General features: G+C 71.8%; 25 protein-coding genes. 5 read left to right on the plus strand and 20 right to left on the minus strand.

The features are described 5' to 3' along the window. Window positions 1-734 precede the first annotated feature (734 nt). Window positions 735-926, minus strand: coding sequence for a hypothetical protein (locus ACGFXC_RS19290; protein WP_393714261.1), 192 nt, complete (start codon window positions 924-926; stop codon window positions 735-737). Between the two features lie 182 nt (window positions 927-1,108). On the opposite strand from ACGFXC_RS19290, the gene ACGFXC_RS19295 reads away from it, so the two are divergent. The 4 genes from ACGFXC_RS19295 (at window position 1,109) to ACGFXC_RS19310 (ending at window position 6,386) form a co-directional block, all read left to right on the plus strand. Beyond that, window positions 1,109-2,014, plus strand: coding sequence for a 5'-3' exonuclease H3TH domain-containing protein (locus tag ACGFXC_RS19295; protein WP_393714588.1), 906 nt, complete (start codon window positions 1,109-1,111; stop codon window positions 2,012-2,014). A 48-nt stretch (window positions 2,015-2,062) separates the two neighbouring features. After that, window positions 2,063-2,908 (plus strand): siderophore-interacting protein, encoded by an 846-nt coding sequence (locus tag ACGFXC_RS19300; RefSeq protein ID WP_393714263.1) that lies wholly within the window; start codon window positions 2,063-2,065, stop codon window positions 2,906-2,908. A 794-nt stretch (window positions 2,909-3,702) separates the two neighbouring features. Then, window positions 3,703-5,334, plus strand: a complete 1,632-nt coding sequence (locus tag ACGFXC_RS19305; protein ID WP_393714265.1) for a serine hydrolase — start codon at window positions 3,703-3,705, stop codon at window positions 5,332-5,334. A gap of 71 nt (window positions 5,335-5,405) precedes the next feature. Further along, a complete protein-coding gene (locus ACGFXC_RS19310) occupies window positions 5,406-6,386 on the plus strand; it encodes a pseudouridine synthase (RefSeq protein WP_393714267.1) in 981 nt (326 codons plus the stop codon). On the opposite strand, the gene ACGFXC_RS19315 is transcribed toward ACGFXC_RS19310, so the two are convergent. From ACGFXC_RS19315 to ACGFXC_RS19375, 13 genes are all read right to left on the minus strand, one after another. Continuing rightward, window positions 6,319-7,026 carry a helix-turn-helix domain-containing protein gene (locus ACGFXC_RS19315; protein WP_393714269.1) on the minus strand — a complete coding sequence of 236 codons (708 nt, stop codon included), beginning with the start codon at window positions 7,024-7,026 and terminating at the stop codon, window positions 6,319-6,321. The genes ACGFXC_RS19310 and ACGFXC_RS19315 overlap by 68 nt on opposite strands. A gap of 91 nt (window positions 7,027-7,117) precedes the next feature. Then, complete coding sequence (locus ACGFXC_RS19320; RefSeq protein ID WP_393714271.1) at window positions 7,118-9,970, minus strand: DEAD/DEAH box helicase; 2,853 nt, start codon at window positions 9,968-9,970, stop codon at window positions 7,118-7,120. Between the two features lie 46 nt (window positions 9,971-10,016). Then, window positions 10,017-10,904 (minus strand): diacylglycerol kinase, encoded by an 888-nt coding sequence (locus ACGFXC_RS19325; RefSeq protein WP_393714273.1) that lies wholly within the window; start codon window positions 10,902-10,904, stop codon window positions 10,017-10,019. 17 nt (window positions 10,905-10,921) lie between these two features. Next, window positions 10,922-11,884 (minus strand): twin-arginine translocase subunit TatC, encoded by a 963-nt coding sequence (tatC, locus tag ACGFXC_RS19330; protein ID WP_393714275.1) that lies wholly within the window; start codon window positions 11,882-11,884, stop codon window positions 10,922-10,924. Window positions 11,885-11,939: 55 nt separating this feature from the next. Next, window positions 11,940-12,248: a Sec-independent protein translocase subunit TatA gene (tatA, locus tag ACGFXC_RS19335; protein ID WP_393714277.1), complete on the minus strand. Its 309-nt coding sequence runs from the start codon at window positions 12,246-12,248 to the stop codon at window positions 11,940-11,942. A gap of 217 nt (window positions 12,249-12,465) precedes the next feature. After that, a complete protein-coding gene (locus ACGFXC_RS19340) occupies window positions 12,466-12,666 on the minus strand; it encodes a hypothetical protein (protein ID WP_393714279.1) in 201 nt (66 codons plus the stop codon). Window positions 12,667-12,689: 23 nt separating this feature from the next. After that, a complete protein-coding gene (locus tag ACGFXC_RS19345) occupies window positions 12,690-12,935 on the minus strand; it encodes a hypothetical protein (protein WP_393714281.1) in 246 nt (81 codons plus the stop codon). A gap of 15 nt (window positions 12,936-12,950) precedes the next feature. Further along, window positions 12,951-13,919 carry a helix-turn-helix transcriptional regulator gene (locus ACGFXC_RS19350; protein ID WP_393714283.1) on the minus strand — a complete coding sequence of 323 codons (969 nt, stop codon included), beginning with the start codon at window positions 13,917-13,919 and terminating at the stop codon, window positions 12,951-12,953. Between the two features lie 69 nt (window positions 13,920-13,988). After that, on the minus strand, window positions 13,989-14,945 hold the full coding sequence (locus ACGFXC_RS19355) for a helix-turn-helix transcriptional regulator (protein ID WP_393714285.1): 957 nt from the start codon (window positions 14,943-14,945) through the stop codon (window positions 13,989-13,991). 123 nt (window positions 14,946-15,068) lie between these two features. Then, window positions 15,069-15,461: an FKBP-type peptidyl-prolyl cis-trans isomerase gene (locus ACGFXC_RS19360; RefSeq protein WP_393714287.1), complete on the minus strand. Its 393-nt coding sequence runs from the start codon at window positions 15,459-15,461 to the stop codon at window positions 15,069-15,071. A gap of 28 nt (window positions 15,462-15,489) precedes the next feature. Beyond that, on the minus strand, window positions 15,490-16,500 hold the full coding sequence (locus ACGFXC_RS19365; RefSeq protein WP_393714289.1) for an FKBP-type peptidyl-prolyl cis-trans isomerase: 1,011 nt from the start codon (window positions 16,498-16,500) through the stop codon (window positions 15,490-15,492). A gap of 128 nt (window positions 16,501-16,628) precedes the next feature. Next, complete coding sequence (gene pafA / locus ACGFXC_RS19370) at window positions 16,629-17,990, minus strand: Pup--protein ligase (protein WP_351825395.1); 1,362 nt, start codon at window positions 17,988-17,990, stop codon at window positions 16,629-16,631. A 58-nt stretch (window positions 17,991-18,048) separates the two neighbouring features. Beyond that, window positions 18,049-19,287 (minus strand): MFS transporter, encoded by a 1,239-nt coding sequence (locus tag ACGFXC_RS19375; RefSeq protein ID WP_393714291.1) that lies wholly within the window; start codon window positions 19,285-19,287, stop codon window positions 18,049-18,051. Window positions 19,288-19,433: 146 nt separating this feature from the next. On the opposite strand from ACGFXC_RS19375, the gene ACGFXC_RS19380 reads away from it, so the two are divergent. Continuing rightward, the gene (locus ACGFXC_RS19380) at window positions 19,434-20,432 is read left to right on the plus strand and encodes a LacI family DNA-binding transcriptional regulator (RefSeq protein ID WP_393714293.1); all 999 of its coding nucleotides are present in this window, start codon (window positions 19,434-19,436) and stop codon (window positions 20,430-20,432) included. Between the two features lie 82 nt (window positions 20,433-20,514). On the opposite strand, the gene prcA is transcribed toward ACGFXC_RS19380, so the two are convergent. From prcA to arc, 6 genes are all read right to left on the minus strand, one after another. Beyond that, window positions 20,515-21,279 (minus strand): proteasome subunit alpha, encoded by a 765-nt coding sequence (gene prcA, locus ACGFXC_RS19385; protein ID WP_393714296.1) that lies wholly within the window; start codon window positions 21,277-21,279, stop codon window positions 20,515-20,517. Window positions 21,280-21,325: 46 nt separating this feature from the next. Continuing rightward, complete coding sequence (gene prcB / locus ACGFXC_RS19390) at window positions 21,326-22,165, minus strand: proteasome subunit beta (protein WP_393714298.1); 840 nt, start codon at window positions 22,163-22,165, stop codon at window positions 21,326-21,328. After that, the gene (locus ACGFXC_RS19395; RefSeq protein WP_393714300.1) at window positions 22,117-22,473 is read right to left on the minus strand and encodes an endonuclease VII domain-containing protein; all 357 of its coding nucleotides are present in this window, start codon (window positions 22,471-22,473) and stop codon (window positions 22,117-22,119) included. Before ACGFXC_RS19395 ends, prcB begins: the two co-directional genes overlap by 49 nt. 146 nt (window positions 22,474-22,619) lie before the next feature. Then, window positions 22,620-22,832 carry a ubiquitin-like protein Pup gene (locus tag ACGFXC_RS19400; RefSeq protein ID WP_030233608.1) on the minus strand — a complete coding sequence of 71 codons (213 nt, stop codon included), beginning with the start codon at window positions 22,830-22,832 and terminating at the stop codon, window positions 22,620-22,622. A gap of 185 nt (window positions 22,833-23,017) precedes the next feature. Beyond that, entirely contained in the window at window positions 23,018-24,529 is a 1,512-nt protein-coding gene (gene dop, locus ACGFXC_RS19405) for a depupylase/deamidase Dop (protein WP_393714302.1), read from the minus strand. A gap of 250 nt (window positions 24,530-24,779) precedes the next feature. After that, window positions 24,780-26,546 carry a proteasome ATPase gene (gene arc / locus ACGFXC_RS19410; RefSeq protein ID WP_351825407.1) on the minus strand — a complete coding sequence of 589 codons (1,767 nt, stop codon included), beginning with the start codon at window positions 26,544-26,546 and terminating at the stop codon, window positions 24,780-24,782. Between the last annotated feature and the right edge of the window lie 86 nt (window positions 26,547-26,632).

The raw sequence follows: 26,632 nt of genomic DNA on the forward strand, positions 1-26,632 counted from the left end.
ACCGAACAAGCACGGGCCGGGGCCGGGCCGAGGACGGGACCAGAACAGGCCCGGGACCCGGAGACCGGACCGGACGGGGACAGGGCCAAGACAGGACCGGGGACCAGAACCGAACCGAACAAGGACGGGACGAGGCCGGGCCAGACGGGGCCGGGGACCGGAACCGGACCGGACAGGGGTGGGACAGGGCAGGGCCAAGACAGGACCGGGGACCGGAACCGAACCGGACGAGGCCGGGCCAGACGGGGCCGGGCCGGGAACGGTGCCAAAACCGGACCGGGAACCGGAACCGGACCGGATAGGGACGGGAACGGGATGGGGATCAGGACGGACAGAGACGGGGACGGGATGGGACCAGACCGGGACCGAGACTGGAACCGGGTCCGGGACCGGAACCAGACCGGGACCGGAACCGGGTCCGGGACCGGAACCGGGTCCGGGACCAGGACAGGGGCGGGACGGGGCCGGGACCGGGACCAGAACCGGGACCGGGACCAGAACCGGAGCCGGGACCGGGACGGGGCAGGACGGCCGGAGGCCGGGGGCGGGCTCGGCCGTACCCGCCACCGGCCCCGGGCGCGGGCACGGCGGCGGGGACCCGGACCGGCCCGGACCGGACGGCGGGCGCGGCTCCACCCCCGGGGCCACGGACCGGAGTACCCGAGCCGGAGGCCGACGGCGCTGGGCGGTCAGCGGGACGCCCCCGGAGCGGGGCCGGGCCGGGCCGGGCCGGGCTACGCGGTGAGCGACTCCCGTCCCCGCACCGGGACTTCGCCCACCGGCCCGACGGGCCGCCCGCCCCGAGCCGGCTCCGCGACCGGCACCAGCACCGGCAGCGGCACCGGCACCGGCACCGGCACCCGGCCTATGAGCCCCGCCACCGCACGCGGAACGTCGGCGGGACCGGGGGCGGCGGAAACGACCATGGGCGTCCGAGACTCCTCGCATGGGGGGACCGGGCGGGCAGAACGTCCTGCCAGTGATCAACACCCTCCGCGAAACCCCGCGACCGCGCGCGCCGGACGCACTGTTGGAGTGACGCGGCGATCACCCCCGGGCACGCCGCCGCAGGTGCGGCATCATCGAGTCCGTGACGACACGACGCCTGATGCTCCTGGACACCGCCTCCCTTTACTACCGCGCCTACTTCGGCGTGCCGGACTCCGTGAAGGCTCCCGACGGCACCCCCGTCAACGCCGTGCGCGGACTGCTCGACTTCATCGGACGGCTGGTCCAGGACCACCGCCCCGACGACCTGGTGGCCTGCATGGACGCCGACTGGCGCCCGCACTGGCGGGTGGAGCTGATCCCCTCCTACAAGGCGCACCGGGTCGCCGAGGAGACCGCGACCGGGCCCGACGTGGAGGAGACCCCGGACACGCTCGCCCCCCAGGTGCCGGTCATCGAGGCGGCACTGGACGCCTTCGGGATCGCCCGGGTCGGCGTCGCCGGGTACGAGGCGGACGACGTGATCGGCACGCTCACCACCCGCGCGACCGGCCCGGTGGACATCGTCACCGGCGACCGGGACCTGTACCAGCTGGTGGACGACGCCCGGCAGCGCCGCGTCCTGTACCCCCTCAAGGGCGTCGGCAGCCTCCAGGTGACGGACGAGGCCTGGCTGCGCGAGAAGTACGGGGTGGACGGCCCCGGCTACGCGGACCTCGCCCTGCTGCGCGGCGACCCGAGCGACGGCCTGCCGGGCGTGCCGGGCGTCGGCGAGAAGACGGCCGCGAAGCTCCTCGACGCGTACGGGAACCTCGCCGGGATCCTCGCGGCCGTCGACGACCCGAAGTCGAAGCTGACCCCCACCCAGCGCAAGAGGCTCGACGAGTCCCGCCCGTACCTGGCGGTGGCCCCCAAGGTCGTCCGGGTGGCCTCTGACGTGCCCCTCCCCGCCTTCGACGCGGCACTTCCCCGTGTGCCGAAGCATCCTGAAACGGTCGATGCACTCGCCCATCAGTGGGGTCTGGGAGGAGCCGTGTCACGACTGAGCAGCGCACTGCGCCCATGAGGTGCTAACTTAGGTAATCCTAAGCTTCGTAAGTTCCAGGGAGACGCCGTGGCAGAAGGACGCGCCCGCACAGTCGGCACCGCAGTCGTCGTACGCACCGAGCGGCTGACGCCGCACATGGTCCGGATCGTTCTGGGCGGTGACGGGCTGGCCGATTTCGGCGCGGGCGTGTACACCGACCATTACGTGAAGCTCCTGTTCGCCCCCGAGGGCGTGCGGTACGCGGAGCCCTGGGACCTGGAACGGATCCGCTCCGCGCACCACCGCGAGGCCTGGCCCCGCCAGCGCGCCTACACGGTCCGCGCGTGGGACCCCTCGCTCCGGGAGCTGACCCTGGACTTCGTCGTCCACGGCGACGAGGGCCTGGCGGGCCCGTGGGCGGCCCGCGTCCAGCCCGGCGAACTGGTGCACTTCCTCGGCCCCGGCGGTTCGTACGCACCGGAGCCGATGGCGGGATGGCACCTCCTGGCCGGTGACGAGAGCGCCCTGCCGGCCATCGCGGCCGCGATGGAGCGGATGCCGGCGGGTGCGCGGGTGCACGCGTTCGTGGAGATCGACGGACCGGCCGACGAGCAGAAGATCGCCACCCCGGACGGGATCGCCCCGGTGTGGCTGCACCGCGGGGACCGCCCGGTGGGCGCGGCCCTCGTCGAGGCGGTGACCTCGATGGAGTTCCCCTCGGCGGACGTCCACGCGTTCGTGCACGGCGAGGCCGGCTTCGTGAAGGACCTGCGCCGCCACCTCCGCCTGGACCGTGGCGTGGCGCGCGAGCGCCTCTCGATCTCGGGCTACTGGCGCCAGGGCGAGACGGACGAGGGCTGGCGCGCGATCAAGCGCGACTGGAACGCCTCGGTCGAAGCCGAACAGGACGTCCCCACCCGCGCGGCCGCCTGACCCAGGCGCCCCAGGGCCCGGCCGCGCCGGGCCCTGGCCCCCGGCCCCGGCCGGTGCCCGTCCGGCCCCGCCCGGGCCCGGCCGGTGCCCCTTCAGGGACACCTCCCGGCCACCCCGCGCCCCGCCCAGGCCCCCCAGGATCCGGCCGCCCCCTTCCGGCGGCACCCCGAAGCCCGGCCACGCCCTACAGGCGACCCCCGGCATCCGGCCGCGCCCCTCCGGGAGACCCCCGAGATCCGGCCACCCCCTTCCGGCGGCACCCCGAAGCCCGGCCACGCCCTATTGGCGACCCCCGGAGCCCGGCCGCGCCCCTCCGGGAGACCCCCAAGATCCGGCCGCGCCCTTCCGGCGGCACCCCGAAGCCCGGCCAGGCCCTACAGGGCGACCCCCCGAGCCCGGCCACGCCCTATTGGCGACCCCCGGAGCCCGGCCACGCCCCTCCGGGAGACCCCCAAGGTCCGGCCACCCCCTTCCGGCGGCACCCCGAAGCCCGGCCAGGCCCTACAGGCGACCCCCGGGAGCCGGCCGCGCCCTTCCAGGGCAGCCCACGGCCCGGCCGCACCCCGCAAGTGCCCCCGGTGACCGGCCACGTCCCCTCCGGCCGACCCGCGCCACGTCCCCTCCGGCCGACCCGCGCCACGTCCCCTCCGGCCGACCCGCGCCGCACCCCGTCCAAGCACCCCACGGCCCGGCCGCGCCCCTCCAGCCGCCCCCCGGAGTCCGGCACGCCGGCCTCCGGCCGCCCCGCGGGGCCTCGGCGGGCGCGGAGGGGGGTCCGGCGGGAGAATGGCTTCATGCGTACGCCCGCGGCAGCGCTCCGCACGGCGGGATTCCTCGCAGCCGCGTTCCTGCTGGCCGCGGCGGGGGCGGTCCCGGCGGCGTCCGCGGCGCCACCGCCCCCGACCCCGGCGGCGCCCCCCACGCCCACCGCCCCGGCGAACGCCGCCCCGGCCGACCCCACCCCGCCCCCGCCGCCGAAGCCGCGCCTCACCGACGCGGCGGTCGCCGCCGCCGTGGCCCGGCTCGACGCCACCATCGCCGACGGCATGCGCCGCACCGGCGTCCCGGGCCTCTCCGTGGCGGTGGTCCACCGCGACGAGGTGGTCTACCTCAAGGGCTTCGGACTGCGCCGCACCGGCGAAGCCGCCAAGGTCGACCCCGACACCGTCTTCCAGCTGGCCTCCCTCTCCAAGCCGGTGTCCTCCACCGTCGTCGCCGGCGCCCTCGCCTCCCCCGGCGCCTGGGACGAGCCCCTCGCCGGCCGGCTGCCGGGCTTCGCCCTGGGGGACCCCTGGGTCACGGCCCACGTCACCCCCGCCGACCTGTTCTCGCACCGCAGCGGCCTCCCCGACCACGCCGGGGACCTCCTCGAAGACCTCGGCTACGCGCAGCCGTACATCCTCGACCACCTCCGCCTCGCACCCCTGACCCCCTTCCGCGCGAGCTACGCGTACACCAACTTCGGCCTCACCGCCGCCGCCGAGGCCATCGCCCGCGAACACGGCGTCAGCTGGCAGAAGCTGAGCGCCGACACCCTCTTCACGCCCGCCGGGATGACCCGTACCAGCACCGAGTTCGCCGCCTACGCCCACGCCCCCGACCGCGCGTACGGCCACGTCCGCAACCCCGACGGCACCTGGAGCCCCCGCTACGTGCGCGACGCCGACGCCCAGGCCCCGGCCGGCGGCGTCAGCTCCACGGCCCGCGACATGTCCCGCTGGCTGCGCCTCCAGCTCGCCGACGGCACCCTCGACGGACGCCGGATCATCCCCGCCGACGGCCTGGCCCGCACCCGCGTGCCCGAGATCGTCGCCCAGGCCCAAACCCCCTCCGGGACGCCCCAGTTCTACGGACTGGGCTGGAACGTCTCCTACGACGACGCCGGCCGGCTCCGCCTGAGCCACTCCGGGGCCTTCGAGCTCGGCGCCAACTCCAACGTCACCCTGCTCCCCCTGGAGCAGCTCGGCATCGTCGTCCTGACCAACGGCGCCCCCACGGGCCTCGCCGACGCCGTGGCCCTGGACTTCTTCGACACCGCCGAGCACGGCGCGCCCACCACCGACTGGCTGGCCCTGACCTCCTCGCTCTACGCGAAGCTCGAAGACGCCGGCCGCTCCCGGACGGACTACGCGCACCCGCCCGCCGGTGCGAAGCCCGCCCGCGCGGACAGCGCGTACACCGGCACGTACGCGAACCCGTACTACGGCCCCCTCACCGTCACGGCCGCCCCCGGCGGCAAGGGCCTCGTCCTGTCCCTGGGCCCGGCGCCGCAGCGCTTCCCCCTCACCCACTACGACGGCGACACGTTCAGCTTCGCGACCACCGGCGAGAACGCCGTCGGCCGCACCGGGGTGACCTTCTCCGACGGCACGGTCCGCGTCGAGTACCTGGACGCGGAGCACCTGGGCACCTTCACCCGCGACTGAGCCGTCCCTCCCGGACCTCCCCGGACCTCCCCGGGCCTCCCCGGGCCTCCCCGGCCCCTACCCTGGTCCCGGTGACCCGCAGATCGCACGTCCCGCCCGCGCCCCTCCCCCAGATCGCCGGAATCGACCCGGTCCGCATGCGCCTGCCCCCCGACCCCGACGGCCGGTGGCAGCACCTGGGCGACTACCTGACCGCGCGGTACGCGGGCACGCGCGGCGCCGAGTCCATGGCGCGGCTGCTGGCCACCGGCCGGGTGCTCGGGCCGGGCGGCCGGGTGCTGGGCCCGCGCGACCCGTACGAGCCGGGCGGCTGGCTCTGGTTCCACCGGGACATGCCCCCCGAGCCCCGCGTGCCCTTCCCGATCGGCGTCGTGTACCGGGACGAGCACCTCCTGGTGGTGGACAAGCCGCACTTCCTGGCCACCACCCCGCGCGGCAGCCACGTCACGCAGACCGCCCTCGCCCGGCTGCGCGAGGAGCTGGACCTGCCCGCGCTCAGCCCGGCGCACCGGCTCGACCGGATGACGGCCGGACTGGTGATGTTCAGCATCCGCCCCCAGGACCGCGGCGCCTACCAGCTGCTGTTCCAGGAGCGCCGGGTCCGCAAGGTGTACGAGGCCCTCGCCCGGCACGACCCGGCGGTGGAGCTGCCCCGGCTGGTGCGCAGCCACATCGACAAGGTGCGCGGGGTGATGGCGGCGGTCGAGGACCCGGACGCCGAGCCCAACGCCGAGAGCCTGGTCGAGCTCACCGCGGTCCGGGGCGCGCTGGGCCGCTACCGGCTGACCCCGCACACCGGCCGCACCCACCAGCTGCGGGTCCACATGAACGGGCTGGGCCTGCCCATCCTCGGCGATCCGGTGTACCCGGTGGTGGCCGATGCGGCCGACCCGGCGGACTACCGGCGTCCGCTCCAGCTGCTGGCCCGGTCCCTGTCCTTCACCGACCCGGTCACCGGCACCGCCCACGACCTGGAGACGGGCCTCACGCTGCGGGCGTGGGACGACCCGGAAGGCTGGGAGCGGGGACCGGCGCCGGCCCGGCCGCGCTGATCCCGGCGATCCGCAGCGCGGCGTCGGCGGCGGCCTCGGCGAAGGCGGCCACCGGGCGCTGCGGATCGGAGCGGTGGATCAGCATGACGCCCTCGATCAGGCCGAAGACCAGGTCGTTGCGGAGCGTCAGCCCGGCCCGGTCCCGGGCGAGTTCGGCGCCCTCCGGGGTGGCGCGCAGCAACGACCGGTAGGCGGAGCGCAGTTCCTCGCGCATCCGGCGGAACGGCGCGAAGCGCGGCCCGCCCAGTTCGGGCAGCAGGTACAGGGCGCCCAGGTCGTACGGGCCCCCGCACAGCAGGAGCACGTCCGAGCGGCACAGCTCCCACAGCCGGCGGGCGGCGGGCCGGCCGGTGTCGGCCAGCAGCCTGCGGGACAGGGCCAGGGAGGGGCCGACCGTGGACTCCAGCAGTTCGGCGAGGAGTTCCTCCTTGCCGCGGAAGTAGTGGTACATCGTGGCCTGGCGCAGGCCGGCCCGTTCGGCCACCGCCCGCGTGGTGGTGGCCGCGTATCCCCGGACCGTGAAGAGTTCGGCCGCCGCGCAGAGGATCTCCTCGCGCGGCGGCCGCCCGCTGTCCGGTCTCAGCCGGTCGGCGCGCGGCCGACCGACCCGTCTCGGTCCTTCGTCCGTTCCACCGCTCATGCGACCGATCGTCGCACAGCGCACGATGAAACGATCATGGCAAGAGATGAGATCCGGCCAGCCCGATTTTTAGAGGAAGCCCCAAAAGCGCCTAGCCGACCGAACTGTAGGCCACTACACCCCGAAGCAGGGCGTCCACGGCCTTGCGGGCATTTCGCGCCACCGTGCTGCCGCTGCCCGACGAGGGCGGCGCCGAGGAGGACGGAGCGGCCGCCGCGATCTGCCCGAGCACGTCGATGACCTGCTTGCACCAGCGCACGAAGTCACCGGCCGGCATCTCCGCCTCGCGCAGCACCTCGTCCAGGCTCTTGTCGGAGGCCCACTGGTACGCCGCCCACGCGAAGCCGAGGTCCGGCTCCCGCTGGCCCACGCCCTCCGCCTGGTTGATGCGGTGCTCCTCCTCCAGCGCGTCGAGCCGGCCCCAGATCCGCACCATCTCGCCGAGGGCCGCCTTCGCCGCACCGTGCGGCACCTTCGGCGGGGTGGCGTCGTCGGACTGACGCGCCTCGAAGACCAGCGCCGAGACGCAGGCGGCCAGTTCGGCCGGGCTGAGCCCCTCCCACACGCCCTCGCGCAGGCACTCCGACGCCAGCAGGTCGAGCTCGCCGTAGAGCCGGGCGAGCCGCCTGCCGTGCACGGTGACCTCGTCCTCGCGCAGGTAGTCCAGCTCGGTGAGCAGCGCGTGGATCCGGTCGAAGGTGCGGGCGATGGTGTTCGTCCGGCCCTCGATGCGCCGCTCCAGCTGCTGCGTGTCGCGCTGGAGCCGGTGGTAGCGCTCCGCCCAGCGGGCGTGGTCCTCGCGCTCGTCACAGCCGTGGCAGGGGTGCGCCCGCAGCGCGGCGCGCAGCCGGGCGATCTCCCGGTCGTCGGCGGCCGCGGCCCGCCCGGGCCGGTGCCGCTCGGGCACGTGGTGCCCCGCCTTGGTGCGCAGCGCGGTCGCCAGGTCCCTGCGGGACTGCGGGGATCGCGGGTTGAAGGTCTTCGGGATCCGCATCCGGTCGATGGCCTCGACCGGAACCGGGAAGTCGATCGCGGCGAGCCGCTTGACCTGCCGCTCGGCCGTCAGCACCAGCGGACGCGGGCCCTCGGCGTACTCGTGCCCGCGGTGCCCGTTGACCCGCCCGGCCGGCACGCCCGGGTCCAGGACCAGCGCGAGCCCGGCGAACTTGCCCGTCGGCACGTGGATGATGTCGCCCGGCTTGAGCTTCTCCAGCGAACCGGCCGCCTGCACCCGGCGCTGCGCCGCGCCCTGCTTGGCCAGGTCGGTCTCGCGGTCCTTGAGGTCGCGGCGCAGCCGCGCGTACTCCTCGAAGTCGCCGAGGTGGCAGGTCATGCCCTCGCGGTAGCCGTCCAGGCCCTCCTCGTTGCGCTGCACCTGCCGGGAGATCCCGACGACGGAGCGGTCCGCCTGGAACTGCGCGAAGGAGGTCTCCAGCAGTTCGCGGGAGCGGTGGCGCCCGAACTGCTGGACCAGGTTGACGGCCATGTTGTACGAGGGCTTGAAGCTGGAACGCAGCGGATACGTACGGGTGCCCGCGAGCCCGGCGAGCGCGACGGGGTCCATGCCGCGCTGCCAGAGCACCACCGCGTGGCCCTCGACGTCGATGCCGCGCCGCCCGGCCCGCCCGGTGAGCTGCGTGTACTCGCCGGGGGTGATGTCGGCGTGCTGCTCGCCGTTCCACTTGACGAGCTTCTCCAGGATGACCGTGCGCGCGGGCATGTTGATGCCCAGGGCCAGGGTCTCGGTGGCGAAGACGGCCTTGACCAGGCCGCGGACGAAGAGCTCCTCCACGACCTCCTTGAAGGTGGGCAGCATGCCCGCGTGGTGCGCGGCGATGCCCCGCTCCAGCCCTTCGAGCCATTCGTAGTAGCCGAGGACGTGCAGGTCCTCGGTGGGGATGGAGGCGGTCCGCTCCTCGACGATCTCACGGACCCTCAGCCGCGCGGTGTCGTCGTTGAGCCGCAGGCCCGCGTACAGGCACTGCTGGACGGCGGCCTCGCAGCCGGCCCGGCTGAAGATGAAGTTGATCGCGGGGAGCAGGTTGTCGTTGTCCAGCCGCGCGATGACCTCGGGGCGGGCGGGGGTCCAGATCCGGCTGCGCGAGCGCCGCTCGCGCTCGCGGTCGGCCTCGCGGACCATCTTGCCGCGCCGCCGGTCCTTGGGGCTGTAGGTGCGGCTGTTCTCCTCGCGGGCCATGCGCAGCAGGTCGGGGTTGACCTCACGGCGCCCGGAGCCGCGGCCGCCGTGGTCGGACTCCTCCTCGAAGAGGTCGTAGACCCGGCGGCCGGCCATGACGTGCTGCCACAGCGGGACGGGCCGCTCCTCGGAGACGATCACCTCGGTGTCGCCGCGCACGGTGTCGAGCCAGTCGCCGAACTCCTCCGCGTTGGAGACCGTCGCCGACAGGGAGACCAGGGTCACCGACGCGGGGAGGTGGATGATCACTTCCTCCCAGACGGCGCCGCGGAACCGGTCGGAGAGGTAGTGGACCTCGTCCATCACGACGTGGCCCAGGCCCCGGAGCGACTGGGAGCCCGCGTACAGCATGTTGCGGAGCACCTCGGTGGTCATCACGACCACCGGCGCGTCGGAGTTGACGCTGTTGTCACCGGTGAGCAGGCCCACCTTGTCGGCGCCGTAGCGCTTGACGAGGTCGGCGTACTTCTGGTTCGACAGGGCCTTGATGGGCGTCGTGTAGAAGCACTTGCGCCCCTGCTGGAGGGCGAGGTGCACCGCGAACTCGCCCACGATGGTCTTGCCCGAGCCGGTCGGGGCGGCCACCAGGACGCCCTTGCCGGCCTCCAGTGCCTTGCACGCCTCGATCTGGTACGGGTCGAGGTCGAATTCGTACATCTCGCGGAAGGGGGCCAGGGCGGTGGCTTCTTCGGCGGCGCGGATCCGGGCAGCGGCGTACCGCTCGGCGGGTGAGAGTTCTTCGGTCATCTTGTCTTCGAGCCTACCCGCCACCCCTGACAACAGTCGCGATCATTTAGCCGAGCAGCCGCAGGGCCGCGGGCACGCACTCGGCCGTCAGCGGCAGCGGGCCCAGCGGCTCCCCGTCGGCGTAGGCGGTGAGCCCGGCGGCCTCCAGGGTGACCGTGCGGGCCCGGTGGACGGTGACCGCGGGGTGGCTCAGATGGGTCCCCTTGTAGACCTGCGGGAACACCTTCAGCAGCGTGGCGCGGCCGCAGTCGCCGACGACGGTGACGTCGAAGAGCCCGTCGTCGGGCACGGCTCCCGCGCAGATGCGCATGCCGCCCCCGTACGAGGACCCGTTGCCGACGGCCACCAAGGTGGCCTGCGTCTCGATGACCGGGCCGTCGTCCAGCGTGATCCGGTACGCGAACGGCTCGAAGGCGGCCAGCTCCGCCAGCATCGCCAGGTCGTACTTGAAGCGGCCCAGCGGCAGCCGCATCCGGTTGCCCCGGTCGTTGACCCGCGAGTCGAAGCCGGAGCACAGCACGGTCCCGTACCAGGAGCCGTCGGCCCGGCCGAGGTCGACCTCGCGGACGCGGCCCTCCTTGAGCGCCGCCGCGGCCAGCCGGCCCGCCCGCGCTGGTTCCCGTACGGGCAGGCCCATCGAGCGGGCGAAGTCGTTGCCGGTGCCCGCCGCGACGACCCCCAGCGGCACCAGGGTCCCGGCGAGGGCCTGGAGGGCGAGGGAGACCATGCCGTCCCCGCCGACGGCGATCACCGCGCCGGTCCCCTCCCGGACCGCGGTGCGCAGCCGGGCCAGCGCATCGGCGGCATCGGTGCCGACCACGGTCCGGACGGAGAAACCGGCGTCCCGGAGCGCGGAAGCGGCCGGCTGCGCGGCGTGCGCGCCCCGGCCGCGTCCCGCGACGGGATTGACGAAGAGGGTGATCTCAGAGCTCACCCGCCGGAATGTACCTGTCAGGTGGCGTCGTCGTAACCGTTGATCTGCCTGCGGCCGCCGTCCGCCTGCCCGGGCAGGGTCGAGGTCGCCGGGGGCTCCTGCGCCGCGCCCACGGGCTCCGGCGTGAGGTCCAGGTCGGAGGCTTCGTCGTCGTCCAGCCCGGCATCGGGGTTGGCACGCCTGCGGCGCCGGTCATTCAGGTAGCAGACCCCGAGGGCCAGGAAGTACAGGGCCACGATCGGGGAGGCCAGCGTCAGCATGGTGAGCGGGTCACCGGTCGGCGTCGCGAAGGCCGCGAAGATCGTGATGCCGAGGACCATCGCCCGCCACCAGCTCGCCAGCCGCTTGGCGGTCAGGACGCCGGTGAAGTTCAGCAGCACCAGCATCAGCGGCAGCTCGAAGGCGAGGCCGAAGACCACGACCATGCGCGTCACCAGGTCGAGGTAGTCGTCGACCGGCAGCAGGTTCTTGACGTGGTCGGGGGTGAACCCGAGGAGGATCTCCGCCGTCTGCGGCAGGATCTTGTACGCGAGCACGGCGCCGGCGAGGAAGAGCGGCGCGCCGACCGCGACGAAGCTCAGCGCGTACTTCTTCTCGCTGCGGTGCAGGCCGGGGGCGGCGAAGGCCCACAGCTGGTAGAGCCAGACGGGCGCGGACAGCACGATGCCCGCCGACAGTCCGACCTTGAGCGCGATGGAGAACGGCGCGGTCAGGCCGTTCGTCGTCATCTCGGCGCAGGGGGCACCGTTGCGCTGGTGCGTGGCCCCGTTGGCGCACCCCACGGACGAGAGCATCGGCTCCAGCAGGAAGTCGATGATCGGCCGGTAGAAGTAGGCCGCGACGATGGTGACCACCACGATCGCCAGCACCGACTTCAGCAGGCGGTTTCTCAGCTCACGCAGGTGCTCGACCAGGGGCATGCGCCCTTCGGCGTCCTTGGCCCGGTCTTCTTTCCCCTGCTTGCGGGCAGACTTGAGCAACCCACGTCCCTTGTCTCGTTGCAGATGACTCGCGCGACGGGCGAACCGCCGGGGGTCAGGCCTGGGTGGTGCGGTTCGGCTCGCTCACCGGGCGGGCGCTGGTGACGTCACCGGGAGCGGCCTGGATGGTGCGCGGAGCGACGGGCTGCGCGGCGGCGCCGGCCTGGTCGGCGACCGGAGCGGCGGCGGTGGCGGCGGCGTCCTCCGCCTCGCCGTCCTTCTTCATCGCCTTGGCCTCGCTCTTGAGGATCCGGGCGGACTTGCCCAGGGAGCGGGCCATCTCGGGCAGCTTCTTGGCGCCGAACAGCAGCACGATGACAGCGATGATCAGAAGGATCTCAAGGGGCTTCAGATTGCCGATCATGTGTGTCTTCCTTCTCACCGGAGCGGCTGGTTGTGGTGGCCTGGCGATTCCGGAAGGGGATCCGGCACCGCTCTGACAAGGATCGTAACCCCCGAGGGTTAACGCCCGGCAATCCCCTGGGGTCTCCACGCTTGCTTACCGCACCGACGGTACGGGTCCGGCTCCACAGTTTCTATAAGCACGGCGCGCCGGCCCGCCCGGCCGCGTCCCGGCACCCCTACGGACGCACCCCGTGCCCCGCCCGGGCCAGGTCGGCCGCGGCCCGTTCCAGGTCCCCCGAGGCCTCCGTGATCCGGCGGCTGGCCAGGGCGACCTGCCCGGACAGCCGCCGCACCTCCAGGAAGACCCGCACGGCCAGGACGGCGAGGACGGCGAACCCCAGGAACCCCAGGGCGATTGCGAGCATCGGCCACAGCATGGGACGAGCCTAGCGCCCCCGGCTCACAGGCTGCGCAGGGTGCTCACCCCGCCGCCGGTCAGCAGCTCCACGATCCGCTCGCCCGCGGGCTTGCGGACCGGCGCGTCGCACTGCGGGCAGGTGAAGGAGTAGAAGGTGCTCCGCCGGCTGCCGCCGATCACCAGGCGGAGCGCCTGCGCCGCGAGCTCGAAACGGGCCCGGCACTCCGGGCAGGCCGCCTTGAAGGTGACCGGCTCCGGACCGGACGGGGAACCCGATGACGGTGACATCCCTTCCCCGCTCCCCTAGACCCGGTCCCCGTACCCCGCGAGCGCCTCTGCGGCGGCCTTCCGCGCGCTCTCCGCCAGCTCGGGAGGGGACACGATCCGCCCGTCCCGGCCCAGGCGCAGCGCCAGCCGGCGCAGCGACGCCGGATCGGGGCTGCGCAGCGTGATCCGCAGACCACCGTCCGTGCGCTCCTCGGCGCTGTCGTGCGGGTAGTACTCGGCGACCCAGCGTCCGCCGGGCCCGACCTCGACGACCACCTCGGGGTCCTCGGCGGCCGGCTGGACCAGCCCCTCGGACAGGTCGCGGGGCTCGATCGCGGGCGGCTCGGCCCGCTCGTCGAGCAGCCGGATCTCGGCGACCCGGTCGAGGCGGAAGGTGCGCCGGGCCTCCGAGAGGTGGCACCACCCCTCCATGTACGTGTGGCCGACCGCGAAGAGCCGGATCGGGTCGACGGTGCGCTCGGTCAGCTCGTCGCGGGCGGGCGAGTAGTAGCGCAGCCACAGCCGCCGCCGCTCGGCGATGGCCCGGTCCACGTCGGCGAAGACCCCGCCCTCGGACTCGAAGGTCACCGACAGCCGGGAGCTGGCCCCGGCCACCTCCCCGGCGGCCGCCTCCAGCTTGGCGGTCGCCCGCAGCAGGGCGTCCCGGTCGCTCTCGCGCAGCCCGGGCAGGGTGGCCACCGCGCGGGCGGCGACCAGCAGGGCGGTCGCCTCGTCGGCGGCCAGCCGCAGTGGCTCGGCGGTGGACTCCCCCGAGGCGTCGGGGTTGCGCCACCAGATGCGCTCCCCGTCGGTGTCGATGTCGAGCAGGTCCCCGCCGCGGAAGCTGGTCCCGCACATGGGCAGCACGTCGAGGTCCGAGATCAGCTCGTCCTCGGTGATCCCGAAGGCCCGGGCCACGTCCGCGACGTGCGCACCGGGGCGCTCGCGCAGATAGGTCACCAGGGACAGCATCCGGCGGGTCTGGTCGATGGCGTTGGCAGCCATGCTGGTACGTCTCCCCCTCAGGGCGTTGCTACGGATGGTGACGGACGGTGCGGTCCGCCGGGGGGAGCCTCAGCCCCGGGCGACGGCGCGCAGCCGGTCCACCACGTCGGCCCGCAGATCGGCGGGCTCCACCACGACCACGTCCGGGCCGAACTCCACGAGCCAGGCGTCCAGCCCGTGCCCGTACGGGATCTCCAGCTCGTCCCACCCGTCGGAGCCCTCCCGCACCGCGGTGGCCTTGGCCCGCAGCGGGTACCCGGCGCCGGCCCGCAGCCGGATCAGCGCGGACCGCTCGGCGCCCTCCCCGGCCCAGCTCGCCACGGTCTCCCGTACGGTCACCACGTCGGGCACCTCGGCGGTGTACTTCCCGGCCCGCGAGCGGACCTTCCCGGTGATCCGGGACAGCCGGAACACCCGCTCCGCCCCGCGGTCCCGGTCGTAGCCGGCCAGGTACCAGTGGCCGCGCCAGCACTCCAGCGCCCACGGCTCGACCTGACGGGGCTCGGGACGGGCCGCGTTGGACTTGCGGTACTCGAAGACCACCGGCCGCCGGTCCCGGCAGGCCAGCATCAGCGGCTCGAACGCCGCCTCGTGCACCGGAATGCGCGGCTCGATGGCACTGTGCTGCCCCTCGTACGGGTCACCGGCCTCCGGCATCCCGCCGGCCCGCAGCTTCTGCAGGGCCCCGCTGGCCGCCCCCGCCAGCCGCGCCTGCTGCCACACCTTCGCCGCCAGCCCCAGGGCCGCGGCCTCCTCGGCGTCCAGGGAGACGGGCGGCAGCCGGTTGCTGTCCCGGCGGGCCAGGTAACCGGTGTCCCCCTCCAGGTTCTCCACCGTCTCGATCACCAGACCGAGTTCGCGCAGGTCGTCCTTGTCGCGCTCGAACATCCGGTTGAAGGATTCGTCGTTGCCGGCTTCCAGGTACGCCTCGATGGAACCGCGCAGCTCGCGCTTGCTGAGCGGACGCCGGGTCCCCAGCAGACACAGCGCCAGATTCATCAGCCGCTCGGCCTTGGCAATCGCCATCGACGCCGTTCCCCCGCTCCTCGACACACACCCGTGACCGTTGACCGTACCGCCCCGGCCGCCACGGACAAAAGCGAGGGCCCCCGCCTTGCGGCGGGGGCCCTCACGGAGACTGCCGGTGTGTCAGGCGCCCATCAGGTCACAGACGAAGATCAGCGTCTCGCCCGGGGCGATCGCGCCGCCCGCGCCACGGTCGCCGTAGGCGAGGTGGGCCGGGATCGTCAGCTTGCGGCGGCCGCCGACCTTCATGCCCGCGATGCCCAGGTCCCAGCCCGCGATGACGCGGCCGGCACCCAGCGGGAACTGCAGCGCGGAGCCGCGGTTCCACGAAGCGTCGAACTCCTCGCCGGTGGAGAAGGCGACGCCCACGTAGTGGACGGAGACCATGGCACCGGCCTTGGCCTCGGCGCCGTCGCCCTCCCAGATGTCCTCGATGACGAGGTCGGTCGGCACCGGGCCCTCGGGGAAGTCGATCTCGGGCTTCTCGAGCTTCTGGCTCACGGAACTGCTCCTCATACGTACGAACCGGTCAACCGGAACAGTCTTACACTGCTCCGACGATGTCCACGACGAAGACCAGCGTCGAGTTGGCCGGCAGGTCCTCACCCTTGGCCTGATCCTTGTACGCCTGCTCCGGCGGGATCACCAGCAGCACGCGGCTGCCGACCTTCTTGCCCACCAGGCCCTTGTCCCAGCCCTCGATGACCTGCCCCTGACCGATCACGGTCGAGAACGGCGCACCGGTCTTCCACGACGTGTCGAACAGCTTCGCGGCGTCCTTGCCCTGGTTCGGCGCCCACGCCGCACCGCTGTACTGCATGTACACGGTCTGGCCGGACTTGACCTCCGGGCCCTTGCCCTCGATCAGGACCTTGTCGACCAGCTCCTTCGGAGGGTCGCTCTTCGGGATCGTGATCGTCGCGGCCTCGTCCTTGTCGGCCTTGACCTGCGGCAGCTCCGAGGGGATCGGCGCCTGCGTGCCCTCGGCCTTCTTCGGCATCACCGAATCCAGGTCCAGCACGAACACCAGGTTGTCGGTCGGGCCGACACCCAGCTGCGGCTGGCCCTGCGCACCGAACGCCGCCGCCGGCGGAGCGACGACCAGCACGCGGCTGCCGACCTTCTTGCCCACGACCGAGTCGCTGAACAGCGGCAGGATCGCCTGCGAACCGGCCGGCACGACCAGCGGCTGGCCGTCCTTGTCGTAGGAACCCTGGAGGTCCTTGCCGCTCTTCCAGACCTTGCCCGTGTACTTCGTCAGGACGAGGTCGTCCTTCTTGATCTCCGGGCCGCTGCCCTCGGTGACCGTGTGCACCACGAACTTGCCGCTCGGCTCGCCCTTGGGGACGGTGATCTCCGCCTTCTTCCCCGCCTCACCCGCGACCGTGGGCATCGGGTTCGCCGCGTCCACCGGCTTCGGGACGTCCGCGGGCTTCGAGGCGTCGGCCGACGGGGACGCCGAGTCCTTCTTCTTCCCGGAGTCGTCGCCCCCTCCGCAGGCCGCGGTGAGCATCAGAGCCGGCACGATGAGCGCGGCAGCAAGTCGGCGTCGCACAATGGTCCTCAGGGTCGCTGGAATGGTCCGTCCTCGCGGCCACTCTACGGGCTGACCCCTGCGCGACAAGGCGGTGGCGTGCGAAGACCCCGTGCGCGACCGCGCACGGGGTCCCCCACCGGCCCGTCTCACATACCGGCGATGAGCTTCTCCACCCGGTCGTCCACCGACCGGAAGGGGTCCTTGCACAGCACGGTCCGCTGCGCCTGGTCGTTGAGCTTCAGGTGCACCCAGTCGACGGTGAAGTCCCGCCGCTGCTCCTGCGCCCGGCGGATGAAGTCACCGCGCAGCCTCGCCCTGGTCGTCTGCGGGGGCACCGACTTGCCCTCGAAGATCTTCAGGTCGTTGCAGATGCGCGCCGCCTGCCCCTTGCGCTCCAGCAGGTAGTACAGCCCCCGCCGGCGGTGGATGTCGTGGTACGCGAGGTCTATCTGGGCGACCCGCGGGTTCGACATCGTCATGTTGTGCTTGGCCCGGTACCGCTCGATCAGCTGGTACTTCATGACCCAGTCGATCTCGGTCCCGATCCGGTCCAGGTCCTCCGCCTCGACCGCGTCCAGCGTCCGGCCCCACAGCTCCAGGACCTGCTCCACCACCCCGGTGCGGATGCCCCGGCGCTCGGCGAAGTCCAGCGCCTTCTCGTAGTACTCGCGCTGGATCTCCAGGGCGGAGGCCTCACGGCCACTGGCCAGGCGCACCTTGCGCTGACCGGTGATGTCGTGACTGACCTCGCGGATCGCCCGGATCGGGTTCTCCAGGGTCAGGTCCCGCATCACCGTGCCCGCCTCGATCATGCGCAGCACCAGATCGGTGGCACCGACCTTGAGCAGCATGGTCGTCTCGGACATGTTCGAGTCCCCGACGATCACGTGCAGGCGCCGGTAGCGCTCCGCGTCCGCGTGCGGCTCGTCGCGGGTGTTGATGATCGGCCGGGACCGGGTGGTCGCGGAACTGACACCCTCCCAGATGTGCTCCGCCCGCTGACTGACGCAGTAGACCGCGCCCCGCGGGGTCTGGAGCACCTTGCCCGCACCACAGATCAGCTGGCGCGTGACGAGGAAGGGAATCAGGATGTCCGCCAGGCGGGAGAATTCTCCGTGCCGGGCCACGAGGTAGTTCTCGTGGCAGCCGTACGAATTGCCCGCCGAGTCGGTGTTGTTCTTGAAGAGGTAGACGTCGCCCGCGATTCCCTCCTCGTGCAGGCGTCGTTCTGCGTCGACGAGCAGGCCCTCGAGAATGCGCTCGCCGGCCTTGTCGTGGGTGACCAGTTCGATCAGGTTGTCGCATTCGGGTGTTGCATATTCCGGATGCGATCCCACGTCGAGGTACAGGCGGGCGCCGTTCCGCAGGAAGACATTGCTGCTGCGGCCCCATGACACAACACGGCGGAAGAGGTAGCGCGCCACTTCGTCAGGAGACAGTCGGCGCTGTCCCCTGAACGTGCACGTGACGCCGTACTCGTTCTCCAGCCCGAAAATGCGGCGGTCCATGACTGAACATTACGCCTTCTGCCCTCTTCTGAAACCGGGTTCGAGAGCGGCGTTCCGATCAGTTTTTGACGAACGGCTCCGCCACGGCCCCCGACGGGCCCGCCACGGACCGGCTGCGACCCGCACCGGCCAGCGCCCGCTGAGTGGCCGTCAGCACCAGCAGCGCCGCCACACCCGCGCCCGCGGCCACCGCGAAACCCGCCCTGGAGGCGCCCGCCTCCACCGCCGGACCCGCCGCCGCCGTACCGATGGCGGCACCCACCCCGAAGAAGGTCACCAGCCACGAGAAGGCCTCCGTCACCGTCCCCGCCGGAGCGTGCCGGTCCACCACGATGAACGCACAGGCCAGGCTCGGCGCCAGGAACACCCCCGCCAGCGCCGACAGCGCCGACATCCCCACCGGACCCACCGACAGCATCAGCGGCAGATACCCCACCGCCAACAGCGCCACCAGCAGCCGCAGCCGCCGCTCCGGCGCACCCGGCCACTGCCGCGCCCCGTACGTCACACCGCCGACCAGCGCGCCCAGACCCAGCGCCGCCATCATCCAGCCGTACACCGCCGCACCGCCGTGGACGTCCGAGTACGCGATCGCCGCCACCGTGATGGACCCCAGCGCCATCCCCACGAAGAAGAACGCCCCCAGCAGCGCCAGCAGCCCGCGCGACCGCAGCGCCCCCAGCCAGTGCGCCTCCCGCGGCTCGGAACGCCACCTGCGCGAGGGCTCCGAAACGACCACCGACAGCGCCCCCAGCACGCCGATCGCGTTCAGCGCCACCAGCGCCGCCGCCGGCGACCACAGCGACACGAACAGCGTCACCAGCAGCGGCCCGACCGTGAACATGACCTCCTGCGCCACCGCGTCCATGGCGTACGCGGCGTGCACCCGCTCCTCCCTGCCACCGAGCACGCTCGGCCACAGCGCCCGCAGACCACCCTCCAGCGGCGGCGTGAACAGCCCCGCCACCACCACCGCCCCGTAGGCGGCCGCGGCCGACCCGATCCCCGCGAAGGCCAGCCAGACCATCCCCAGTGCCGACACCACCGCCGCCGGCAACTGCACCCGCGGCTGCCCGAACAGGTCCACCGCCCGGCCCAGCAGCGGCTGGCCCACCGCGTTGGCCACCCCGTACGCGGCCGCCAGCGCACCCGCCAGGCTGTAACTGCCACCCTCGCCCCGGACGAACATCACGATCGCGATCGACGCGACCCCGTTCGGGAGCCGCCCCACGAGCGTGCCCGCCAACAGCCTCGCGGCATGCCGGGTCCTGAGCAGCTCCGCGTATCCCGCGGCCATGTCCGCCCCCTTCTGCCCGGAATCCAGCCGGGAGTCACCAAGTAATACGTATAACTAGACCGGTCATACGTACCATGTCCGCAGACCCCGGGTCCACCCCGCACACCCCCCGCACCCCACCCCACCAGGCACTTCAGGAGCCCCCTGTGACGAGACCCACCAGCCGTGACGTCGCCACCGCGGCCGGAGTCTCCCAGGCCACCGTCTCCCTCGTCCTCGGCGACAAATGGCGCGGCCGCGTCTCCGAACGCACCGCCCACCTCGTCCGCCAGGCCGCCACCGACCTCGGCTACCGCCCCAACCTCGCCGCCCGCAACCTCCGCCTCGGCAGCACCCGCACCGCCCTCCTCGTCGTCCCCGCCCTCACCAACGAATTCTTCGCCCGCGTCTACACCGGCGCCGCCCGCATCGCCTCCGCACACGGCTTCGGCGTCGTCCTCTACCCCTCCCCCGACGGCACCGGCCCCGCCCGCGACCCCTTCGCCTCCGCCCGCGCCGCCCTCGACGGCGTCATCGCCTCCTCCATGGCCGCCGACGCCCTCGACGCCATCGGCGGCGACGGCCTCCCCCTCGTCATGCTCGACAGCGACCCCACCACCGGCAACGCCGCCGCCCACGTCAACCTCGCCATGACCGACGGCGTCCACCAGCTCTGCACCCACCTCCTCGGCCTCGGCCACCGCCGCTTCCTCCACCTCGCCTCCGACGTCGACTCCTGGACCTTCACCGTCCGCGCCCACGCCCTCCGCGCCCGCCTCGGCCCCCACACCGCACTGCGCACCGTCCGCGCCGCCCTCAGCGTCGACGCCGCCCGCACCGCCATGGCCACCGCCCTCGCCGCCCCCCACGACCGGCCCACCGCCATCGTCTGCGACGACGACATCCTCGCCGCCGGCGCCTGCAAAGCCGCCCGCCGCCTCGGCCTGCGCGTCCCCGAGGACCTCTCCGTCACCGGCTTCGACGACCTCGCCCTCGCCACCGCCGTCGAACCCGAACTCACCACCGTCCGGCTCCCCGCCGAACGCGTCGGCGAACAGGGCATGACCGCCCTCCTCTCCGTCCTCGACGGCACCCCCTACACCGCCGACGACATCCCCGTCGAACTCGTCGTCCGCGACTCCACCGGCCCCGCCCCCGCCCCCTGACCCCTGGCCCCGAACGCACGGAAACCCCGGCCCACCGCGCACGGCAGACCGGGGCCCCACACCTCACACGCCTACTCGGCGTCTACTCGGCGTCGTCCTCCGGCGCCTCGTCGTTCGACACCGCGTCCGCCTGGGCCGCCGCCGGAACGTCCGCCTCCAGCAGCCGCGCCAACTGACGCCCACGGATCCGCTTGAACTTGCGCTGCTGCGCCCGCGTCCGGTCCAGCACCGCCACCTCCAGCCGCTCCGCCGGAATCGCCTTGTCGGCACCGTTCGCCTGGCTGGACAGCGCCTGCACCGCCAGCTTCAGCGCCTCGGACAGGGTCATCCCGTCCTGGTGCCGCTGGTCCAGGAACGTACTGATCTGCTCGGCGTTGCCACCGACCGCGACCGAACCGTGCTCGTCCACGATCGACCCGTCGTGCGGCAGCCGGTAGATCTGGTCCCCGGCGGCCGTCGTCCCGACCTCCGCGACGACCAGCTCCACCTCGTACGGCTTCTCACCGGCCGACGAGAAGATCGTGCCGAGCGTCTGCGCGTACACGTTCGCCAGCCCACGGGCCGTCACGTCGTCCCGGTCGTAGGTGTATCCGCGCAGATCGGCGTAGCGCACACCGCCGATCCGCAGGTTCTCGTACTCGTTGTACTTGCCGGCGGCCGCGAAGCCGATCCGGTCGTAGATCTCGCTGAACTTGTGCAGCGCGCGGGAGGGGTTCTCCCCGACGAACACGATGCCGTCGGCGTACTGCAGCACGACAAGGCTGCGACCGCGGGCGATGCCCTTCCGGGCGTATTCCGCCCGGTCGGCCATGGCCTGCTGGGGTGACACATAGAACGGAGTCGACACCGGCTGTCCGTCCCTTTCTTCTGGGCTCCTACGGGGCGGCGGATGGTCAGAGCAGGGCGGCGCGCGGGCCGTCGGGCTGCTCGAGACGACGGTTGGTGACCGTACGGGCGAGTTCCTGCGACTCCTCGTCGGTCAGCCTGCGGAAGCCCTCGTCCGTGATGACGGTGACGATCGGATAGATGTGCCGGTACAGGTCCGGCCCACCGGTCGCCGAGTCGTCGTCGGCCGCGTCGTACAGCGCCTGCACGACCAGGGTGGTGGCCTGCTCCTCCGTCAGATCGGGACGGAACAGCTTCTTCATCGAGCCCCGGGCGAAGATCGAACCGGAACCGGTGGCGGCGTAGCCGTGCTCCTCCGAGCGGCCGCCGGTGACGTCGTAGGAGAAGATCCGGCCCTTCTCCTTGGCCTCGTCGTACCCCGCGAACAGCGGGACCACGGCGAGCCCCTGCATCGCCATGCCCAGATTGCTCCGGATCATGGTCGACAGCCGGTTGGCCTTGCCCTCCAGGGAGAGGGTGGTGCCCTCGACCTTCTCGAAGTGCTCCAGCTCCAGCTGGAACAGCTTGACCATCTCCACGGCCAGACCGGCCGTGCCGGCGATGCCCACCGCGGAGTACTCGTCGGCCGGGAACACCTTCTCGATGTCCCGCTGCGCGATCATGTTCCCCATGGTCGCCCGCCGGTCACCGGCGAGCACGACCCCGCCGGGGAAGGTGGCGGCCACGATGGTCGTCCCGTGCGGCGCCTCGACGACACCCTCCGGCAGCCTGCGGTTGCCGGGGAGCATCTCGGGCGAGTGTGCGCCCAGGAAGTCCATGAAGGACGACGACCCCGGCGTCAGGAAGGCTGCCGGTAGACGCCCTGTGCTACGAGTGTTGGGTTCCACAGGTTTCCTTCCACGTAAGCGGCTGCACGCCGTATGACGTCCGGCCGATCCTTGAACTGCCCCAAGGCTGCGTTACAGCTGAAGCACAGTACGCCTCGGACCTTACCCGTCTGATGATCGTGATCAACGTGCTCGGCCGGACCAGTCCGGCAGATCGCGCGGACCCCGCCCCGAGCCCCGATCATCACGTCCCGCCCGGCCTCGGCGGTGCCGTACGAACGCTTCGGGTGGAACGCCGGCCTCCCCGTGACGGCCCTACCCCTCGCCTCCCGTCGGCGCCGACAGTGCAGGGCGCCGTACCGCGCCACGCACTCCCGGCACCTCGGTCGCAGACCGTCACCACGCTTCCGGTCCAAGGCGAATCCGCTCGGCGGCGCATCCCGGCAACGGCCGCGACATCGCTTCGCTCCTTGGGCATGGCCCAATGTTGGCGGTCTCGCCTTGGATTCGAAGGCTATTCGCCGCCCTTTTGTACGAAACTCCGAACGAAATCCTCGGCGTTCTCTTCGAGCACATCATCGATTTCGTCGAGCACGGAGTCGACGTCGTCGGAGAGCTTCTCCTGCCGCTCCTTGAGGTCCGTCGATTCCTCGACCGCCGCCTCCTCGACCTCCTCGGTCGAGCGCGTCGCCTTCTGCTGTCCGCCGCCGGTGTCCTTGGTCGCCATGTCTACCTCACCCCGCTCGGTTCGCACGCTCACACGGAGAGACCCCGGGATTTCGGGACCTCTCAAGATCAGACCCTACGTCGGACCCTACAAGGAGGGCCCGGTATTCGTCCCCGCACTTTCATAACGTCCGGCTGATCTCATGATTCCCGGACCGGGGCCCTTTCAGGCCCCCACGGCGCCCCTCACTGTCCCGAAAGCACCCGCACCAGGTCCTCGGCCGTACGACAGCGGTCCAGGAGCTCCTTGACGTGGTTGCGGGTCCCCCGGAGGGGTTCGAGGGTCGGGACCCGCTGGAGGGAGTCCCGGCCCGGGAGGTCGAAGATCACCGAGTCCCAGGAGGCCGCCGCCACGTCGTCCGCGTACTGCTCCAGGCAGCGCCCGCGGAAGTACGCACGAGTGTCCTCCGGGGGCTTGCTCTCGGCCCGCTCGACCGCCGGCTCCTCCAGGAGCCGCTTGATCTTCCCGCGGGCGACCAGCCGGTTGTACAGCCCCTTCTCGGGCCGCACGTCCGCGTACTGGAGGTCCACCAGGTGCAGCCGCGCCGCGTCCCAGCCCAGTCCGTCGCGCCTGCGGTAGCCCTCCAGGATCTCCCGCTTGGCGATCCAGTCGAGCTCCCCCGACAGGCTCATCGGGTCGGTCTCCAGCCGCCCCAGCACGTCCTCCCACCGAGTGAGGACATCCTTGGTCTGCTCGTCCGCGTCCGACCCGAAACGCTCCTCCACGTACTTCCTGGCCAGCTCGAAGTACTCCATCTGGAGCTGCACGGCGGTCAGGGTGCGCCCGCTGCGCAGCGTGATCAGGTGCTGGAGGTCCGGGTCGTGGGAGACCTGGTGCAGGGCGCGCACGGGCTGGTCCACGGCCAGGTCCACGTTGATGAACCCGTCCTCGATCATGGACAGGACCAGCGCGGTGGTGCCGAGCTTGAGGTACGTGGAGATCTCGGAGAGGTTGGCGTCGCCGATGATCACGTGCAGCCGGCGGTACTTCTCGGCGTCGGAGTGCGGCTCGTCCCGGGTGTTGATGATGGGCCGCTTGAGGGTGGTCTCCAGTCCCACCTCGACCTCGAAGTAGTCCGCGCGCTGACTGATCTGGAAGCCGTGTTCGCGCCCGTCCTGGCCGATGCCGACGCGGCCGGCGCCGGTGACGACCTGGCGGGAGACGAAGAAGGGGGTCAGGTGGCGCACGATCTCCGAGAAGGGGGTTTCCCGCTTCATCAGGTAGTTCTCGTGCGTGCCGTAGGAGGCGCCCTTGTTGTCGGTGTTGTTCTTGTAGAGGTGGATCGGCTGGGCGCCGGGCAGCTGGGCCGCCCGTTCGGCGGCCTCGGCCATGATCCGTTCGCCGGCCTTGTCCCAGAGGACGGCGTCGAGCGGGTTGGTGATCTCCGGCGAGCTGTACTCGGGGTGGGCGTGGTCCACGTAGAGCCGTGCGCCGTTGGTGAGGATGACGTTGGCGAGGCCGATGTCCTCGTCGGTGAGCTGGCTGTTGTCGGCGGCCTCGCGGGCGAGGTCGAAGCCGCGGGCGTCCCGCAGCGGATTCTCCTCCTCGAAGTCCCAGCGGGCGCGTCGCGCCCGGTGCATCGCCGCCGCGTAGGCGTTGACGATCTGGGACGAGGTGAGCATGGCATTGGCGTTCGGGTGCCCCGGAACGGAGATCCCGTACTCCGTTTCGATCCCCATTACTCGCCGTACGGTCATGCGGCCCTCCTTGCCCGGCGGCGCTCCCGTTCGGGAGCGGCGCTCAAGTACCGCTTGTTCTCCGTTGGGTCATGTGCGGTGTCCGTCCCCGCACTGCGGAGGAGGCGGTACGGAAGAGCCTAGAACCACTCCGCGCTGGTGGGGAGATCATTTCAGTCATTGGCTTTGCCCGTCACCGGCTGAAAAGGGCGGGCGGTAAAGCAGTCGGCTGCGGGTGCCCGGTGAGGGCACCCGCAGCCGCCCCGCTTCGTCAGAGGTACTGACCGGTATTCGCCACCGTGTCGATGGACCGACCGGTGTCCGCTCCCTGCTTTCCGGTGACGAGCGTGCGGATGAATACGATCCGCTCGCCCTTCTTTCCGGAGATCCGGGCCCAGTCGTCCGGGTTGGTGGTGTTCGGGAGGTCCTCGTTCTCCTTGAACTCGTCCACGCACGCCTGGAGGAGGTGGGAGACCCGCAGACCCTTCTGGTTGTGCTCGAGGAAGGCCTTGATCGCCATCTTCTTCGCACGGTCCACGATGTTCTGGATCATCGCGCCCGAGTTGAAGTCCTTGAAGTAGAGGACTTCCTTGTCGCCGTTGGCGTACGTGACCTCGAGGAAGCGGTTCTCCTCGGTTTCGGCGTACATCTGCTCGACGACGGTCTGGATCATGCTGTGGACGGTTTCGGCCGTCGAGCCCTGGTGTTCGGACAGGTCGTCCGTGTGCAGGGGCAGGGAGGCCTTGAGGTACTTGGCGAAGATGTCCCTCGCCGCCTCGGCGCCGGGGCGCTCGATCTTGATCTTCACGTCGAGCCGGCCGGGGCGCAGGATGGCCGGGTCGATCATGTCCTCGCGGTTGGAGGCGCCGATGACGATGACGTTCTCCAGGCCTTCCACGCCGTCGATCTCGGCGAGGAGCTGGGGGACGATGGTGTTCTCCACGTCCGAGCTGACGCCGGATCCGCGGGTGCGGAAGAGGGATTCCATCTCGTCGAAGAAGACGATGACGGGGGTGCCCTCGCTCGCCTTCTCCCGGGCACGCTGGAAGACGAGGCGGATGTGCCGCTCGGTCTCGCCGACGTACTTGTTGAGGAGCTCGGGGCCCTTGATGTTCAGGAAGTAGGACTTTCCTGCGGGCTGGCCGGTCACCTCGGCGACCTTCTTGGCAAGGGAGTTGGCCACGGCCTTGGCGATGAGCGTCTTGCCGCAGCCGGGGGGGCCGTACAGCAGGATGCCCTTCGGGGGCCGCAGTTCGTGTTCCTTGAAGAGGTCGGGGTAGAGGTACGGGAGCTCGACCGCGTCGCGGATCAGCTCGATCTGGTCGCCCAGGCCGCCGATCTTGTCGTAGTCGATGTCGGGGACCTCTTCGAGGACGAGTTCCTCGACCTCGCTCTTGGGGACCACCTCGTAGACGTAGCCGGAGCGGGGTTCGAGCAGCAGGGCGTCGCCGGGGCGGATGGTGATGTCCAGGAGCGGCTCGGCGAGCCTCACCACCCTTTCCTCGTCGGTGTGCCCGACCACCAGGGCGCGCTCGCCGTCCTCGAGGATCTCCTTGAGGGTGACGATGTCCCCGGCCCGCTCGTACTCCATGGCCTCGACCACGTTGAGCGCTTCGTTGAGCATGACCTCCTGGCCGCGCCGGAGGTCTTCCGGGTCGACGCTGGGGCTCACGTTCACGCGGAGCTTGCGGCCGCCGGTGAAGATGTCGACGGTGCCGTCCTCGTTCGCCTGAAGGAAGACACCGAAGCCGGCCGGCGGCTGTGCGAGCCGGTCGACCTCCTCCTTGAGGGCCACGATCTGGTCGCGGGCCTCACGGAGGGTGTTCGCCAGTCGTTCGTTCTGCGCGGAGACGCCTGCCAGATTCGTCTGGAGCTCGACGATCCGCTCTTCGAGAATCCTCGTGTGACGCGGAGAGTCGGCGAGCTTGCGGCGCAGGACGGCGATTTCCTGCTCGAGATAGGCAACCTGGCCAGCGGGGTCTTCAGACCCTCGCCCGGGCCGGATGCCGCGGTTGATGTCGTCGTCGTGGGCTGCCACGGTCCTCACCTCCTCCAAGGGGAGCTGGACGCTTCCTGACCCTACCTGGGCTGGTGGTGATTGAAACCCCTAGATCACAAAGACGG

The sequence above is a fragment of the Streptomyces sp. NPDC048507 genome, assembly GCF_043199995.1.
In the GTDB taxonomy this organism is placed as follows: domain Bacteria; phylum Actinomycetota; class Actinomycetes; order Streptomycetales; family Streptomycetaceae; genus Streptomyces.